Raw genomic sequence first — 18,269 nt, forward strand, 5'->3', positions numbered from 1 at the left:
CTGGCGAAGGCGCTTATCTAATAGGCTCTGAGCTTAAGTTTCATTTTGCAAAAACCAAAAGGGCGCTACCGAATTCTCGGTAGCGCCCTTTTTATTCTGTAAACCAGCCTTGAATTATAGTGCCTATATCCCTTGATCAATTTTTATAAAAAAGCAGTTAAGCGCATTAGCCCTTAACTGCTTTAAATACATCATTATATTTTCTTAAATATTACAAATCGTAACTAAGGCTTATACCAAATACACGGTCTGCATCACGGTTCAAAAAGTGACTCACATCGCGACGGTCGTTGCTGACGCTGAGCGGCCGCATATTTGTGGTATAGCTCTGAGCAAATAGGTTATTGATATAGCCAGCGATTTCAATATTATGCTCCATATCAACCCAACCTAGTCGCATATTCCAAATAGCATATGCTTCCTGAATAGTCGTCGGAGATTGCTCATTTGTAAATTGAACGTCGTCTTGCCAACGACCATTTACTGCAAGGTACGTACGGCTTTTATCGAAGACCATCTCGTAACGCGCACCAACAGAGACACCAAGTTTGGGCGAATACGCGAGGGGAGCACCAGCCAGATCCTGTGAATCACAAGTACCGTTACCATCTTCATCTACGCCGCCAGCTTCGCCAGGCTCTTGGCCAACAAAACATTGCGTGGTGAATTCATTAAATGTGTTATCGCTATACAACAGCGAACCATTCAAGAATAGGGAATCAATTGGCTGTGACTGAAACTCAATCTCAACACCTTTGGCCTCCATCTCACCGGCATTTTCTAACTGCGAGGAACTGAGTGCAACGAGCTGGCCTGAGGCACTACCCAATTTAATGATCTGAGCTTGAAAGTCTTCGAAAACAGTTCGAAATAAAGCGACATTTATTTCTAATTTATTGTCAAATAGGCGACTCTTAATCCCAAGCTCCATATTAAAGGCCTTTTCAGGATCAACAGGATTTTGGAAGGCTTCTTCGAGCTGTGTCGCATTCAAATCAAATGCGCCGCCGCGATAGCCCGTTGAAATGGTCCCGTAAATAATCGAGTCTTCAGTCCAATCATAAGACATCGACGTCGTACCGATGACAGCGGTATCGGAAAAGCTAGTAAGTGGGATATCGATATGCGTGCTAGAAACCTCTTGACCAGTGTCGTCGTTAACAACAGCTTCGTTGCGGTCCTCGGATGCACTCATCTTCTCGTAAATATAACGCCCACCGACTGTTAGGTGCAGGTCGTCACGCATATGCCAGGTTAGCTGTCCGTATAATCCTGCGTTATCAACCTCCACAAAATTGAATGTGTTCTGGGTCTGACCAAAGCTACCAGGGGTAACAGGGAAAGGCACGACAGGGAAGGCTGGGATAACACCGCGGACGATGATGTCTGGTGGGATATCCGAGAGGCTACCATATAACCTTTCATTCACTTTATTGTTGAATAAAAGTAAGCCAACAGTGTATTCAAGCTCTTGCAATTCATTTGAACTAAGCCGAAATTCTTGGGAAAGGGTTTCAATTCGACGATAGGTACCCACTAGATCAACGTCAATTCGATCGCCCTCAAAGTCTGGGATACCCGTACCAGCGTCCAATTCAAAATCCCGAAATCCGGTAATCGATGTAAAACTGGAATCGCCGAGGTCATAATTAAAAAACAGCGATCCGCCTAAATTGGTGGTATTTGCCTTGTTGTTACCGAAAGTTTTAACCTGGCGGTTCTCTTCGCCGTAATTAATTTCTGGTGACTTCTCCGCTTTATCGGGATTGGCCGAGCGGAACGCAACAGGAGTTGATGCACCGTCTTGCTCTTGGTAATCAATCGAGAACTTGGCAAGCAATCTATCAGTCGCCTCCCAGCGCAATTTTGATCGCATACCGTAAACAATTAAGTCTGGACCGGTGTCGTTTTGCTCTACATCTTCATAAAACCCTTTGTCATCCTTGTAAAACGCACTTACTCGAAGTCCTAAATTATCGGTAAGTGGGCCACTACCACTAAATTGATACTTAGTCAGTGAGCCCGGAAAATTATCGGGCTTCTCATGGGTTAAGCGAGCAACAGCTTCAAACTCCTGAGCAGGATCTCGGGAAATAATATGCACAAGACCGGCCGTTGAGTTTTTGCCGAACAGCGTTCCCTGGGGGCCGCGCAAGACCTCGATTCGCTCAAGGTCTAAAAACTCAAAGCTCGCTAAACCATTGTTCGCTAACGGGACTTCATCCACTACCATTGATACATTGGGCTCTACCGCTGCACTGAATACACTGGTGCCAACGCCGCGTACACGCACAGAAGATGTTGCTGGATTATCCGTTGAAGTCATGCTCAGTGACGGAACAAGCTTAGTGAGGTCCTGAAGATTGGTAACCTCATTATCTTCTAATAGCTCACGCCCTAAAGCCGTTATTGCCATAGGAACATCTTGAAGGTTTTGCTCCCGCTTTTGGGCGGTAACGATAACCTCTTCCAATGCAGCTTGCGCTATATTGGGAAGGACAAGCGCGGTCAATATTGCGACGCTCAAACATGATTTTGTATTATTTATCATTGTACAGTCCTAAAAATTACCGTTTTAATTATCACCAGTAGCGATATGACGAGCTAAGACTCAGTTAGCCCAACTAATCGCCTAAACCCTGTCTGGCGACAATATTTTCAACTGCGCAAGCAATCGCTTACTATTCTTTATTGCCTATGCAGGCCGATATAGAAAAAACACACTAACTGTTTCTATCTAATAAATACTAGGGCGTGAAAGCAAGATAATGAGTACTAAGGTTACCCCCATTCTCTTCGCGCAGTCAATAGAAATGACACAGCATCATTGCTTTAATTTTAGCAACTCACGCAGTGAGACCAATGGAAAATAAAAAGTCTTAAACTCTGTACCTGGTTAGATCAATTCCCGCTAAGAGCCCAACTGACGGCCATACACCAACAAGGATTGGCAGTGATTTGAAGGTAGGATTGTAAGCTTATGATATCCTAGAAATTATCGCCTCAAGCAGAGGGTCAGAAGACCTGAAGAGGCAGACTCAAGCCACTAATAACTCAGGGAATGGTCTATTGCCTGCCATCATAAAGCTGAATTGGCCGAACACCGCAAACCCTTAGGCCTGGGGTGCTCGAAAAATAGTTCCATCAGGAGATAGATACAGCGTGCTTTGCCGCCAGGTAACCAAAAGTGAATGATGGCCCAATACTTCCTCCGGCGCCAAGTTCCACACCACCAGCAACTGATGCAGTGGAAGTACCCGTTGCATACAAGCCATCAATAGCGGAGCCATCCTCCCGTAAAACCCGAGCGTGGCTATCGGTAACCAATCCACCAAAGGTACTGACATCGCCGGGATAAAATGGCACAGCGAAGAAAGGCGCTTCAGTTATGGGTCCCAGTGTTTTATCGCCGTCTTTTAATGGGTCACCCATCCATTGCTGATACGCATGTTCACCGCGATGAAAATCTTCATCACAGCCCTTCTCGGCAAAAGCATTAAATCGCTCGACTGTTGCTGTTAAGTTGGCGGGATCAATTTCGCAGGCCGCAGCGAGCTCTTCAATAGTATTGCCCTGACGTAGGAACTTCTCCTCTGTCCATTCCTTTGGTTTCTTCATACCGGCCATCGACCCCGCTAGCATGAAAGTACGCATGTAGTGGCTATCGAACACCAACCAGCTTGGCATGGACGGGGTGCTTTTATTGCGTGCTAACTGGCTGCGTGACACTTCCACAATCGATGCTGCTTCATTGGTATAACGACTACCGGATTGATCAACTACAACACTGTAAGGTTTGGCCACATCTAGGGGGACCGGTCCTTTGCCGCCTGGCGGCAGAGCCATCGCATAGCTTATGCGTTCGCCCATTTGTGCAACCGCAGCGCCGATGCGCATGCCCTCTTGAATTAAATCGCCGGTATCTTCAGTGACAACCATGGTCCAATCGCTTGAGACTCCTGGGATATACTCGTCCAGCATTTGCTGATTGCGAGCAAAACCACCGGCGTTGATAAGCACGCCATTGCGAGCGCCAATACGGCACTCCTCACCGTCTTTTTCAACAATTACGCCGCTAACGCGTCCATCCTCAACAATTAACTGCTTAACCGCTGAACTAACGCGTATCTCGACTCCTGCATTGACTGCCGCTAACAACATTTGTCCCTGCAAAGCTTGTCCCGCCGTTGTGCGCTTCTTCGCAGTAAAAATGTCTTTAATAACGCGACCAATAATTTTAGCGAGGATTTTTTTCGCCGCCGTAGAGCGCTTCATTAAGCCTAGTTGCATGGCCTCATCAAGATTAGCGGGCAGCGGTAGAAAACCTGGGCGGAGCTTCGACTTCCACGGGCCTAGTTGTTTAAGGTCGAATAATTCCGATACCACTGTGCGGCCTGGTACTGATTCGCCGGGAGCCTTATAGTAATCTGGCCAAGACGGAATACGGCGTAATTTAATGCCCTGCTCAACCAAAAAGTCGATCATCTTTGGCGATTCATCGACGTAGGCGAGGCGGCGCTCCTTGGTCGCACCCAGCATCGCTGGGTCATCGCCGATTGTCGCATCCAAGTAGGCGATGGCGTCTTCACGGCTGTCGGGTATTCCCGCCTCTTTCATATAGCGATTATTCGGAATCCACATAACGCCGCCGGAGATCGCAGTAGTACCACCAAGCAGCTCAGATTTTTCAAGAATAAGGACACTCTTACCCGCAGCCCTCATTACCAAGGCCGCACACATAGAACCGCCACCACTACCTACCACTACAAAATCAAATACTTCATCCGACATTTTGTCACCCTCGTCTATTTAGTTTTTGTTATCTGCCTACGCGACGTTGCAATCAACCCAATCCACCATCTTTATTTGTCTCTGCCGCCAGAGGCCAATAGTTTACTTGTCAGCGCAAAAACTCCACCGTCAGTATCCCATAAAGTGCCCTATGTACTTCCGGCGCCTCGGCATCCCCTGGAGCCAACGACGCACCCAAATATAAATCGTGAATACCCTCAACATTAGAAACGTCTAACTCTACCGCCTTACCTTTAGCGTCTGCAATAAGCGAAGACTCAACTTCAGCAGAAGCAATTAGCCTACCTTCTGGGCTATCTAGCCTCAATTCAATTGGGCCACCCGGCATAACTGGCTTTTGCGCCCATGTTGTAACTTTTATGGTTTTGATACCGCTTAAATCAATGTTTTTCAAAAGGCCATAGCTCGTTGTCGCGCCTTTTGAGGGTTCCGTTACAAAGCCAACCTTTTCACTACCGACACCAAACCCGCGCATATTTACCAGTTCATCAAAAGAACCAGCGCTTATCCGCGGATAACGAAGAATGATCGTTTTTTGGCTCTGAAGTGCCGGTGCCAAGTTCGTGCCTTTATCGGTATAACTGGCGTTCAGCAGGTAGGCACCCGGGTAAAAGCGACCGAGATCGATAGTGAGCAGACCACTTTCACTCACCTCATAATAATCGCTTTGATGTTGGTCAAACCTTATCTGCCCGGTTAAAGCGGAGGTCTCCGCAGCTTGTTCGCCAGCTCCTAAGGACAATATAAAACTACTAATATAGTTCAATTGATCTGCCGACAAACTTGGGTGGCCCGGCATGGCGTGATTGCCGCCCCACTGCCCGCTGCTGCCCTTGGCAACCGCATTTTGCAGGTAGTTCGCCGCATCACTACGATTTTTATAGCGCGCAGCAATATCCATAAACGATGGGCCTATCGAGGCTGCATCAAGGCTATGGCAAGCATGGCAGTCGCTGCCGCTCTTCACGAGCTCGCTACCAGCCAGTACTGGATTCACGGACTGCTTTGTCAATGCTGCCGCCAGATCTTCACCACCGGCAACATACCCAGATTTAACAACGATATCGGCTCCGCTAAGCTCCCCAGTGGTGGTACTACCGTCCTCAAGGTCATTGACGATAACTTGATACTCAACGGGCTGATCTTCCCAGTAGAAGGACCGATTGCCCGTCAGCTTGATTTCAACCTCTGGGCGCTCATTGCCGACCAAAAAGCGCAGCCGCTGACTGCTCTCTTGGCCACCATCATCGGTAACTGTCAATTGCACGAACTGTTCACCGTGGGTCTCGAAGGTGTAGGCTTGAATCTGCTTCTCGCCGATCAGCTTACCTGGCTTCCCATTTTCAATTAGCTGCCAGCGATAACTAAGCTTGCCATCTATTGCCCCTCGGTCAAAGGAGGCCGATGCATCTAGCTCCGTGCTCAGCGGCGCTGCACCGATCGTTTTGCTGGCCTTCGCCACCGCAACCGGCGGCGCGTTATCACCACTGTAATACTCAATACGGCTTATATAAGAGTCTGGGTTTTGCGAAAACCAGTCAGTGCCGTACTCAACCACGTACAAAGCGCCATCCGGACCGTAGACCATATCTAGAGGTGCGCTAAAGGATTGTTCAAATACCGGCACCATACTCTCTGGCTGCCCCTGAGAATCGGTATTCACCACCATCAACCAGCGGCGAATGAAATCAGAGATCAACAATTTACCATCGAAATACGCTGGAAATTTAACCTCACTAGTCGCATCGACTTCATCCGAATAATAGATCGGCACGACCAAGGCATTGCGGCCACCACTGCCCAGCTCAAAAAATTCGTCACTTTCAGAATAAGGGTAATAAATCCACGCCGGCTGCGCGGGGGGAAGCACTTTCAATCCGCTATTGTTTTTGGAGGTATTAACCGGCGCATTCACATTGGCCTTTTCAAGCGACTTCTCCGCCTCATAATCAAAATAACTATACGGCTGATTATCGGCGATGACGTAGGGCCAGCCGAAATTCCCCGCCTTTTCAGCATAATTAACTTCGTCGAAGCCCCACGGCCCGCGATCATTATACTCGCTAGAATCTGGCCCGACTTCGCCCCAGTAGACGCGCTGGCGACGATGATCGTAAGCAATAGTGTAAGGATTACGCAAACCCATGACATAAATTTCAGGGCGGCCCTCATCTGCGGAGCTAAATAAATTACCCTTGGGAATATCGTAATAGCGACCGTTCTCGTCAGGCTCCGCGCGGGGTTTTATTCGTAAAATTTTGCCGCGCAAATCCTGGGTATTACCCGCAGATCGACCGGCATCGCTACCTATATGCCCCGGCCGGTCGTCGATATTGGCGGCGCCTCCGGCCAGCGTGTCATCACCGGTGGTAAGCCATAAATTGCCAACATCATCAAACAGCATGTCCCCGCCAGTATGGGCAGTTGCCTGACTGTCATTGCCATCAGCTGTCGCGCTAAGAAAAACCTGCTCAGATTCTTCGTCGATTACGCCATTTTCAAATTTAAAGCGGGCGAGTACGTGACGGCCAGCGTTCCCAGCCGCGATGGTGCGGTACACGTACAACCAATGGTTGTTTTCAAAATCAGGATCAAACGCAAAACCCAGCAAGCCGTACTCGGCAAAGGTTCGCACATCAAAATGATGAACGACTATCGATTTACCCTGCTCAAAATCATAACGGAGGAAGTTTCCACCACGCTCTACAAAATACAAATCACCGCTAGGGCTAAACGCTATTTTAAGCGGTTCATTCAAATTCGAGTCCAATACCGTGCGCGTAAAGCGCCATGCCTCAGGGCGCGACCGGCTATAATCTAAGGCGCTGCCATCGCCCATCGCATACTCGATACCGCCACGAAGCAAGGCGATAAAATTAGCGTCTTCATAGCTCGCGGCGGTGTGTCCTAGACCAAGATAGAAACTACGCCCACCGTCGAAATCTCTATACCAAGCGACAGCCCGCGCATCAGCACCGACCTTTTCTGCGGCCCCGCTGTGTCTAGTCGCCGTCATCAAGACATTGATGCCCTTTGATATACGGCGATAATTCAATAATTCATCACTGATCTGCCACTGCTCGGCGGCACCCCGACCCAATTCACTATCAGCATCAGTTAATTTTATCGTCACCAACTCTTCCGTATTGTTGGGCTCAGCATCGATAATGCCGCCAACTAAGCGCTGATACCAAGACCACTCTCGACCATTCCTAAATTTTGAATCGGCAGCCGCGTGAATACCCACATAACCGCCACCCGCTTGAATAAAGCGTTCAAATGCTATTTGTTCCTCAGCATTTAAAACATCACCACTTGTATTGAGGAAAACGACAGCCCGATATTTGGCGAGGGACGCATCACTAAAAACGCTCGGATCTTCGCTAAGCACGACATTGAATTTTTCTGCCCGAACAAGACTCTCGATTGCGGCAATACCCGCTGGAATACTATCGTGGCTAGCCCCTTCAGATTGACTAAAAACGAGAACAGCGCGTCCAAAGTCCGGCACAGCTCGATTCATCCACGTATATACCGCGCCAGCACCTAGCGCGAAAACGAGTATCATTGTGACAATAGGGTGACGTTTGATCATATTACTATTTCCGAAGAAAACTATTATTCAGTTTATTTTTATCCAGCTATCGAGACACCCAAGCCTTATTATTCCACCAACATATTAATAACCTTACTTATAAACTGCCGATATTCTGGCAGATCGTAGGTCGCCGCAGTATGGCCCATCGCCGAATAAACGATCCTACCTTCGCCAAGCTTATGGGTCCACACAATAGGGTGTTCACCGGGCATACTCGCATCGCCAAACATTGACACTGGCTTATACGAGCTTTCATCAAGTGCTAACAGAATAGTTGAGCCAGTGTCTCGAGGATTTCGGTCAAAGGCGTACCACTCCTCTTTCGGAACAAGCCAGGGATTATTTATATGTGCCGTTAAAGGAGATGGCTCAACCACCAATACCTGCGCATCTTGCAGCTGCGGCCCTAAGGTATGACCGGTAAATTGTGCGCCGATTAAGGTTTCTGGAAACCAGCTCCACTCATAAGCAATGTCGCCACCTGCTGAATGCAAGCCCAACCACTTCCCCCCCGCAAGTAACCACGATTTAAAATCCACGCGCTGCCGTATTGTTAATAGGTCCCCCGAGGTGTTATTCCAAACCACGAGGTCAAATTTTGCCAAATCCTCAGCATTATGCGACGCCGCATTCTCTGTTTGGTAAATATGCCAACCATTTTCCGCCGCTAGCTCAATAAGCATTCTACTTGCAGCTGGCTGTGACTCGCGGTGAATAAAACCATTGGTTTTATTTAACACCAGCACCGCAGGGCGTTGTATACCGGTAATTTCAGGAGCTTGGCTATCGTATTCAGGTGATCGCAAAATACCCGTGTAATTTAAATACGCGAAGGCCGCGGCCAGGAGTAGCAACACCACAACTAGAAAAATTTTAAAGATTTTCATTCTGTCACACCTCAATACAAACGGGCGCTATTACGCCCCTTTGATTATTCACAGCGGCGAATAGGCCGGTTAAAGGCACTCCGAGCTGCCAATTTATACTCGGCCCGTCACTGGGATCAAAGCACCTGTAACGGGCTCAGCGGCGTCACTTAATAGAAACAAGATAACATCAGCTAATGCCTTTGGACTTACCCAGCTTGAAAAGTCTGCATCAGGCATGTCCGCGCGATTAGGTGCAGTATCAATAACACTAGGCAGCACAGCGTTAACCGTAATGTTTTTACTTTTAAGCTCCTCTGCCAAGGCTTCCGTCAACCTTGCCACCCCCGACTTAGAGGAAGCGTACGCGCCCATGCCGGCTGCAGCTTTTAAAGCGCCAACCGCGCTAATATTCACAATTCTACCGCCACTCGCCGGAAAATGAGGCAGCGTGGCTTGGCAGGCATTCACGACCGTTCGAACATTGAGTTGATACATCCGATCCCAGGACGCAATATCACCATCAATCAGGGTTTCCCAAACAAATCCACCAGCGATATTCACAATCGCGTCGATCCGGCCATACTCTGCAGCAATAGCAGCCACACAAACTCTAGTTGCCTTCGTGTCACCCAGATCGACTACTCGCAGTGAACTAACACCGCCTTCGGGGCTACCATTAACGCAATCCAAACCTACCACTTTCGCACCGGCAGCCACTGCCGCTACCGACATAGCGCGACCAAGTGAACCTAGCGCACCAGTGATAACAATAATTTTATTTTCTAGAGCCACTGCAATCATCCTTTCTTTAGTACGTCCACTGACTAATTAGTGGAGCTGATACTGAGCATTGTTAATTTTTAGACCACAGCGAACAGCCATATAGACAACTAGCGCCGCCAAGGCTCCAGCCCAAAAGCCTTTAATAACGGCATAAGATGCCGCGGTAAAATTTGTATATGCATCCATGGGTACTAATATCAGCAATAAGACAGCTGCGCTTACGAGACCAATTATGCCAATCATAAGACTCGCTAGAGTTACGCTAAGGGGAAGGTGGTCGGCGATAACATCCACGCTATTCTCTGGCGCAGCCAATAGCCAACGCTGCTTACTTATTTTGTGTTTAACGATATAAATTGCTGCCACGATCGCAGCCATAAAAAATCCAGTTGCAGTAAGGTCGACAACGTAACCTTCAACTCCCCAGGCTTCAATAGAATCATGTTTACTGAAAATCGCATAGGCCAAGCCAGCGCTAATCAGAAAATTCACCACAAAGCTCTTAAGGCACTCTCCACGAGTGTGCTCACGAAGCGTTTTTGGTCCTACTACACTCACCATACAATACTACCTACTCTGTTTCGTGAGCTTAGCGCCCAATCGGTTAAGATCGATTTTCGTATCGAACCACGATGATAAATAAAACTAACCGCGCGAAGAGATATAAGTTAAATGACGGAAATATTGGAAAAGCGAACAACACACAATGATTTATTATCTTTGCCAACGCGAGCTCATGAACCCACGCTGACATTGAGCTTATAATATCCACTCAATAAATTAATTTTTTATTCTGCTTAGGATTTTGGCAGTGGCGTGGTCTGAAAACCACGCAAGCGCCATTGATCATCGACATTTACCCAAATCCCGACAACGCGATTATCGAGCAGCTTCTCTACACCACTTACCGACACCTCGGACGTCATTCGTCCGGTAAGCAGCGCAGTGGTTTGGCCAGGCAATAGTGAAACCTGCTGGTCGCTCCACTCGATTGACCGGTACACAATATTGCCCTGTGCCATTTTCCCTAAATAGATTGCTTTGTCATCGATCACGCCGTTGGCGTGACAAAAGTAAAGATCCGCATCTAGGATATTATCCAAAGCATCAAGATCGGCACTGCGCATTGCTGCGCAACGCAACTCCTCCTGGCTGAGGATTAAGTGACTGATATCGCTCATGCTATGGCCTCAATTTCGCTGGCAAAAAGGGAATCTGGACCAATAGGCTGTTCCAGCATACGTTCAACTACGCGGTTACGATGCAAGGCTGGTTTGCCCCACGCCGCAAGTAGGGCCAGCGCCCGTTTCATAAAGAAATGCAAATCGACTTCCCAAGTAAATCCCATTGCACCGTGCGCCTGCAGCGCAGTGCGCGCCGCAAAATCAGCAGCTTCGGTAGCCGCCAACTTAGCGTGGCTAACGCGGGCAGCGGCAATAGGGCCGCCCAATGGCAGTTCAACCGCGGCGGCGTATATAACCGGGCGGGCAAACTCGATTTGAACTTGAACATTGGCAAGCATGTGCTTTACGGCTTGATAGCTGCCAATCGGCTTACCGAACTGAGTTCGTTCCTGAGTGTAACTTACTGCCATATCCACACAGCGCTGAGCAAGACCCAGTGCTTGGGCGGCGCAGAATAAGGCGCCGCGCTCAAATGCCTCGGCAATTAATTTCTGCGCCTCGTCGCCTTTTGCCAGCTGTGTTTCTGCCGAAAAGCTGTACACAACTCGCGACAACTCACGGAAGGGGTCGATACTTTCTTGTTTAATCAGTTCAAGTTGATCGCGCTCGACGATATGAATTGCGCCATCCACAAAAAATATAACGGCTTCAGCCTGGTTGGCGTCGGCAACAAAGTGCTGTGCCGGATGATCGATCGCAATCTTCGCGCCCGCTAGAGCCCGATCCAGCCAACCTTTGCTGTCGCTCAATCCAGCCAATAATGGCAGAACAACACCACCCTGCTCCACCAATGGCTCGGGTAGAGCAACATAGCCGGCGGCTTCTGCTACGCCAACAAAGTCGACAGCGCTTAACCCTAGACCGCCCCGCTCTTCACTAACAAGAATCGATGGCAGACCCATTTCCAAAATTTGCGCCCAGCGCGCCTCGTCTTGCACCTGGCCATCAGCCAACATTTTACGCAACTGCTCAGTGCTGCAATTTTCAACTAGTAAAGTACGCGCGGCCTCATGAATCAGCTGCTGGTCTTCGGTAAGAACAAACATTTACATAACCTCTCAGCGGGGCAAATTTAGCATGCGCTCGGCGATAATATTGCGCTGAATTTCATTAGAACCAGCGTAAATTGGACCGGCCAAGGAAAAGATATAATCGCCCAGCCAATCACCAACATCACCTGCATCAGGTGAACTTGGCAGCAATTCGGCGCGCTCACCCAAAATCTCAAGGGCAGTTCGATGCAGTTGAATATCCATTTCTGACCAAAATATCTTATTGGTACTGCTTTCTGGTCCAATTTTGCCACCCGCCATCAAGCGACTTGCTGACGCGTATATATTCAAGGCATAGGCTTCAGCATCCATGTACGCTTTGGCAACATTGGCGCGAACAGTTGGCTCTAACTCATCTTGGTGTTTGCGGTAAAGCGCCACCAAGCGCTGGGCAGCCACTTGATAACGGGCAGGACTGCGCAGCATGAGTCCACGCTCGAAGCCGGCGGTCGACATGCACACCTTCCAGCCTTCACCTTCCGCGCCTAAGCGGTTGGCGACGGGTACTTTGACGTCATCTAAAAAGATCTCGGCAAACACCAGCTCGCCATCAAGGCGCGCAATGGGACGACGATCAACACCAGGGGTGTCGAGTTTGAATAATATTAGGGACATGCCCTTGTGACGCTCGCTGCCTGGTTCCCGGAACAGGCCAAAGGCCCAGTCCGCAAATACCGCGCGGGTAGACCAAATTTTATGGCCGTTAAGAATATAGTGGTCACCTTCGCGTCGCGCTGTTGCACGTACGCCAGCCAAATCGCTGCCCGCACCCGGCTCAGACCATGCCTGCGCCCACACATCGTCACCGGCCGCCATGCTCGGCAAGAAACGCGCTTTTTGCTCTTCAGTGCCATACTCCATCATGGTTGGACCAAGCAAAAAAATTCCGTTCTGATTAACCCGCACCGGCGCGTTTGCGCGATAGTATTCTTCTTCAAAAATTAGCCAACGAATCAGGTCTAAGCCTCGGCCACCCAATTCTTCTGGCCAAGTAACCATGCCCCAACGGCCTTTGTGTAAGGTACGTTCCCATTCGCGGTGCGCTTCAAAGCCCTCTCGCGTAAGGTCAAAAGATGGGAGTTTGTGCTTAGGTACATTCGCTTCCATCCACGCCCGCACTTCCATGCGGAATGCCTTTTCCTCGGCGGTATATTCCAACTTCATGCTTTACCTTCCTGCTTTTTATTTGCAGCGGCCATACTCTTGCCATCCAAACCGCCAAGGGCATTCCCCGATACCAAGTCATTTTGCGCGTGTGCAAAATGATGCATATGGTAGACAGAATCCATCGCCGTGCGCTTACCGCGTAATTCTTCTACATGATTAACTGCCTGTTTAGTTAACCAAACACCCAAGCTCGGCTGTGCGGCCAACTTGATTGCAATGCGCTGGGTTTCCTCAGTCAATTCCGCTCTGGGCACCACGCGATTAACCATGCCAAAGCTTTCCGCACGCTGTGCAGACATACGCTCGCCTAACAACAAAAACTCCTTTGCTACACGGGGCGGTAGCTCGAAAGCGTGAGCAAAATATTCAACTCCCGGAATACCCATTCGTACAACGGGGTCCTGAAAAAAAGCATCTTCAGAGGCAACAATCAAATCGCAAACCCATGCCAGCATCAGACCGCCAGCAATGCACGCACCTTGCACCATTGCCACGGTCGCCTTGGGCGCGTCGCGCCAGCGGCGGCACATACCTAAATAGACTTCCTGTTCGCGGGTATAAAGAAACTCAGCACCAGGCTTACCGACATGATCCGGAAGTAGCATTTTGCGGTCAAAAGACTTAGCAACGTCGCGACCAGGCGTGCCTATATCGTGCCCAGCGGAGAAATGCTTACCCTCACCAGCGAGCACAATGACCTTCACTGCATCATCATTTATCGCGTTCACAAACGCGGCGTCAAGCGCGTAAGTCATCTGACTATTCTGGGCATTATTGTACTTGGGTCGATTCATCGTGATCCAAGCAATACCGGCTTCGTCAACGCGGTAAGTAACGGGCTCGTCGGTTTCGTATACGATTCCGGGCTTTTCTGCGTGATTTACCGAACCACTCATTGCGCCGCATCCGCCACTTCGTCAAATATTACCAAGGCATCTACAGCCACTGCGCCTTGCCCTTGCGGTAATACAAGAAGCGGATTCACTTCAATTTCACGCACCCGCGGCTCAGTCGCCAGCGCAGCCACTGACAGCGCCGCAATAGCTCGCGCTGCTGATTCGACATCAGCCTTCGGCTGGCCACGGAAACCATCCATCAAACCGAAGCCTTTAAGGCTGCGCAGCATTTCCAGCGCACCGACCTCATTCACTGGCAGTAAGCGATGACTAACATCCTTCATCAATTCGGTCCAAACACCGCCAAGACCAACCGTTAGCATCCAGCCAAAGACAGGATCCTTAGTCACACCAACTAACAGCTCCACGCCCCCTGCGAGCATCGGCTCAAGGGTAATACCTTCAATACGGACATTGGGCAGCGCCTTGGCTTTGGCCATAACGTCTTCAAAAGCTTCAGCAACTTCATCAGCGGACTTAAGCCCAAGCTTAATAACGCCGTACTCAGTTTTATGGGCAACATCAGGGCTAACTAATTTGAGTACCAATGGGTAGCCAATACGTTCAGCAGCGGCCCGCGCTTCTTCAACAGTTTGAGTCACTGCATCCTCAACAACGGGCACACCAAACTGCTCGAGAACATGTTTGGCCTGTGCTTCAGACAAGGCACCTTCGCCAGCGGGCAGTTCAGGCCATGTAGCTTTCGCAGCCAGCGACTCAACGCCTGTAACTTCTTCTTTGCGCCAAGCACCGTAAATTGCAATGGCTCTTGCTGCACGATCAAAGTCGTCGAAATAGGCGATGCCGAGTTTTTCTACGGCAGCGCGATCTGCGACGGCAAAGGTGTCAATGACCACAATACTTTTATCGGTACTATTGGCTAAGCGTTCTAACTGTGGAATTGCACGATCTAAAAAATAGCCCGGCAAGTAAGCGATAATAACGTCGATGTTTTCTGGATCAACGGCGAGCTTCATTGCGTCGAATAGGAAGTCGTTGTTATTCACCAAGTTGCCGGTGACATCAACCGGGTTGGCGACCATCCCGTAGGCCGGAATACTTTCGCGCAGTTTCGCTTTTACCGCTTCTGGAAATTCAGGTACATCGGCATTGTAGAGCGACAAGGCATCAGCCAATATCGCCCCACCAGCGCCTGAGACACTGATAATCGCACTGGCACTGCCTTTAATTCGCGCGCCAAAGCCATGCAGGTAGGCCAAATCGGTCAATGTCGATAATTCATGGGCGCGCGCAACGCCGCCTTGCGTGAAGGCCGCCTCATAAGCTTTGTTATTGCCTGCAAGGGCTGCGGTATGCGACGCGGCAGCGTCAGCCCCCTTCTCACTGGTACCTACCTTATAAACAGCCAGCAATTTGCCTTTAGCTTTAAATGCCGCGGCCGCTTCTAGGAAGCGCGGGCCGTTGCGCAGCGCTTCGATATAGCAAAGTACCGCGGTGGTATCTGGGTCATCCGCGAGAAAATTTAGGTAATCAGAAAATTCTACGTCGGCCTCATTACCCGTATTGATGACATGACTAAAGGCGACACCCTCGCGGCGCGCCATGCGGTACATGGAGGCGCACATATTGCCGCTTTGGGTAAGCAGGGCTACGTTACCGGCCGGATCCCCTGGCCGAAACGAGGTACCAAAAGTAGTAAAGATGCCATCGACGAAATTCGCATTGCCCATGCAGTTAGGACCGGAGATACGCATACCGGTGCGCTTAGCAAAAGCAGTCAATTCGTCCTGTAGCGCGATGCCTTCTGGCTCATTGGTTTCCGCAAAGCCCGCCGCAAAAACCACCGCAGCTTTTACACCAACGGCATGGCAACGCTCTAGGTAAGGCAAGGTATCGTTTGCTGAAATAGCCAGTAACACTAAGTCTACGGGCTTTTGAATCGACTCAATATCTGGATAGCAGGGAATTCCTGCAATTTCGGTATTCTTGGGGTTCACCGGGTACAGGTTTTTAAAACCCGCATCTTTAAGCAGATGCAGCGGAATGCCGCCGACGCGAGTCGGCGTTGAGGAAGCGCCAATAATTGCAATAGAATTGGGTTTAAGAAGTGGCGCTAGGCTCATGCAGAAGCCTCCTTGCTATCGGTAGAGTTTATTTTGGTAAATGTGTAATCACTGGGGTCGAAGCTTGCCGTCATATCGCGATAGTCAACCAATCGCCATGGCGAATTAGCCGTGACACGGCCATTTTTGTTTTTATACCAACTGCCTACGCCGGGGTGCGACCACACCATATTACGGTGCTTGTGATCAACTTTTTCTTGGTATTCCCAAAACGGCTCTTCCCGTACTTCCATTACGGACGAACCCGACTCAATCAGCTCACGGATACCCTGCATGATGTAACCAACTTGACACTCGCTGTGAAATACCGCACTGCCGCCATGACCAAGATTGGTATTTGGACCATACAAGAAAAACATGTTCGGGAACTCTGGCGCAGTGATGCCGAGGTAGGCGCGAGGATCATCGTCACCCCAACGTCCACGAATAGTGGCATCACCACGACCGCGAATATCCATCGGCGCCAACATTTTCGACGCTTTAAAACCCGTCGCCAAAACCAATACATCGACTTCGTGGCGTGTGCCGTCAGCCATAACCACGGCATTTTCTTCGATATGGTCAATCTGGGTATCCACAAGATCGACGTTGTCGCGGGTCAGCATCCGATACCAGTGATTATCTCGCAGCATACGCTTACCGTATGGCGGATAATTTGGCACAGACTTGCGGATCAGCTCAGGATCGTAATTCACCTCTTTGGCGATGTACTCTTCCAGCTGCTTGCGAATTTCGGCATTTTGAGCGTTCAGCGAACGCTGTTTGTCCGGCCAATCATGGTCGATTTGCAACATTTTATGGAAGCCATCTGACGACGACCAAAACAACTGGAATCGGAACCATTTAGAGTAATAAGGGATATTTTTTAATACCCATTTTTTGTTTTCGCTGACCGTTTTAAAGTAAAGCGGATTCCACATAGCCCAATGGGGCGAGCGCTGGAATATAGTCAAGTTACCGACCACGGGCGCAATTGCTGGCCCAACCTGCATGCCGGTAGCACCGGTACCGATCATGCCAACCCGCTTCCCCTCAATAGAAACCGAGTGATCCCAATTTGAGGTGTGAAACTTAGGCCCTTTAAAGTCGTCGAGCCCGTCAATTGCCGGCATCGACGCGCGATTTAGCTGGCCAACCGCACTCACCAGTACATTTGCGGTGTAATCAACTACGGTACCGTCGGCAGTTTGGGTCTTTACGTGCCACAGCCCTGCAGCGTCATCCCACTGCGCCTGGGTAACTTCCTCACGGAAACGGGTATTTGCGGTAATTTCCTCGCGCTCGGCATTGCGACGAATGTATCGCAGAATCTCGTCACCCTTAGCAAAGAAATGATCCCAATCGTGATTAACATCAAAGGAATAGGAGTAGAAATGATTGGCCGTATCAACACCAATACCTGGGTAAGTGTTCTCATACCAAGTGCCGCCAACCGAATCGTTCTTTTCAATGATGGTGTAAGGAATTCCGGCTTGCTTCAATCGTATTCCCATCGCGACACCGGAAAAGCCAGCGCCGACAACCAGCACGTTAAAGTGCTCTAAAGTCTCGGCACTTGGCTGTGTGCGCCAGCGGACGGCACGAGGGTCCTCATCGAGCAAGTCCATTTCTTCGAGCGCAACTGGCATGTACTCCGGCGGCACTTTTTGCCCCGTGCATACATCCATCATCTTTGGTAGCAGGTCTTTAGGCGGAAGTGGCTCAGGTAAACGGCTGTCGCGCACACAGGCGACCAAGGCATCGACTACCGCACTTTGTAGTTCAAGCTTTACATCCTCTGGTGTCTCATCATGATAACTCCAAGGCCCCGTAATATAGGGTGCC

At 49.6% G+C, this 18,269-nt stretch carries 12 protein-coding genes; all 12 read right to left on the reverse strand.

What is annotated here, in order from left to right; all coding sequences use genetic code 11:
* Nucleotides 1-211: 211 nt before the first annotated feature.
* A complete protein-coding gene (locus tag ABYT30_RS06860) occupies nt 212-2,551 on the reverse strand; it encodes a TonB-dependent receptor (protein ID WP_373077522.1) in 2,340 nt (779 codons plus the stop codon).
* A gap of 593 nt (nt 2,552-3,144) precedes the next feature.
* A complete protein-coding gene (locus ABYT30_RS06865) occupies nt 3,145-4,791 on the reverse strand; it encodes an FAD-dependent oxidoreductase (protein ID WP_373077519.1) in 1,647 nt (548 codons plus the stop codon).
* A 109-nt stretch (nt 4,792-4,900) separates the two neighbouring features.
* Nucleotides 4,901-8,407: a ThuA domain-containing protein gene (locus ABYT30_RS06870; RefSeq protein ID WP_373095741.1), complete on the reverse strand. Its 3,507-nt coding sequence runs from the start codon at nt 8,405-8,407 to the stop codon at nt 4,901-4,903.
* 68 nt (nt 8,408-8,475) lie between these two features.
* Nucleotides 8,476-9,297, reverse strand: a complete 822-nt coding sequence (locus tag ABYT30_RS06875) for a ThuA domain-containing protein (RefSeq protein ID WP_373077514.1) — start codon at nt 9,295-9,297, stop codon at nt 8,476-8,478.
* Between the two features lie 93 nt (nt 9,298-9,390).
* Nucleotides 9,391-10,071, reverse strand: coding sequence for an SDR family NAD(P)-dependent oxidoreductase (locus ABYT30_RS06880; RefSeq protein ID WP_373077512.1), 681 nt, complete (start codon nt 10,069-10,071; stop codon nt 9,391-9,393).
* A 36-nt stretch (nt 10,072-10,107) separates the two neighbouring features.
* Nucleotides 10,108-10,554, reverse strand: a complete 447-nt coding sequence (locus ABYT30_RS06885) for a hypothetical protein (protein ID WP_373077511.1) — start codon at nt 10,552-10,554, stop codon at nt 10,108-10,110.
* A gap of 305 nt (nt 10,555-10,859) precedes the next feature.
* Complete coding sequence (locus ABYT30_RS06890) at nt 10,860-11,243, reverse strand: nuclear transport factor 2 family protein (protein ID WP_373077509.1); 384 nt, start codon at nt 11,241-11,243, stop codon at nt 10,860-10,862.
* Nucleotides 11,240-12,292 (reverse strand): acyl-CoA dehydrogenase family protein, encoded by a 1,053-nt coding sequence (locus tag ABYT30_RS06895; RefSeq protein ID WP_373095743.1) that lies wholly within the window; start codon nt 12,290-12,292, stop codon nt 11,240-11,242. Before ABYT30_RS06895 ends, ABYT30_RS06890 begins: the two co-directional genes overlap by 4 nt.
* 12 nt (nt 12,293-12,304) lie before the next feature.
* The gene (locus tag ABYT30_RS06900; RefSeq protein ID WP_373077505.1) at nt 12,305-13,462 is read right to left on the reverse strand and encodes an acyl-CoA dehydrogenase family protein; all 1,158 of its coding nucleotides are present in this window, start codon (nt 13,460-13,462) and stop codon (nt 12,305-12,307) included.
* Nucleotides 13,459-14,361 carry an enoyl-CoA hydratase gene (locus ABYT30_RS06905; protein ID WP_373077502.1) on the reverse strand — a complete coding sequence of 301 codons (903 nt, stop codon included), beginning with the start codon at nt 14,359-14,361 and terminating at the stop codon, nt 13,459-13,461. The genes ABYT30_RS06900 and ABYT30_RS06905 overlap by 4 nt, the downstream gene beginning before the upstream one ends.
* Entirely contained in the window at nt 14,358-16,445 is a 2,088-nt protein-coding gene (locus ABYT30_RS06910; protein WP_373077500.1) for an acetate--CoA ligase family protein, read from the reverse strand. Before ABYT30_RS06910 ends, ABYT30_RS06905 begins: the two co-directional genes overlap by 4 nt.
* Nucleotides 16,442-18,269: flavin-containing monooxygenase (locus ABYT30_RS06915; RefSeq protein WP_373095745.1), on the reverse strand; the 1,828-nt coding region annotated here is incomplete at its 5' end. The genes ABYT30_RS06910 and ABYT30_RS06915, both read right to left, overlap by 4 nt.

Origin of the sequence: Zhongshania sp., from assembly GCF_041623545.1 — a bacterium.
Classification (GTDB): Bacteria; Pseudomonadota; Gammaproteobacteria; order Pseudomonadales; family Spongiibacteraceae; genus Spongiibacter.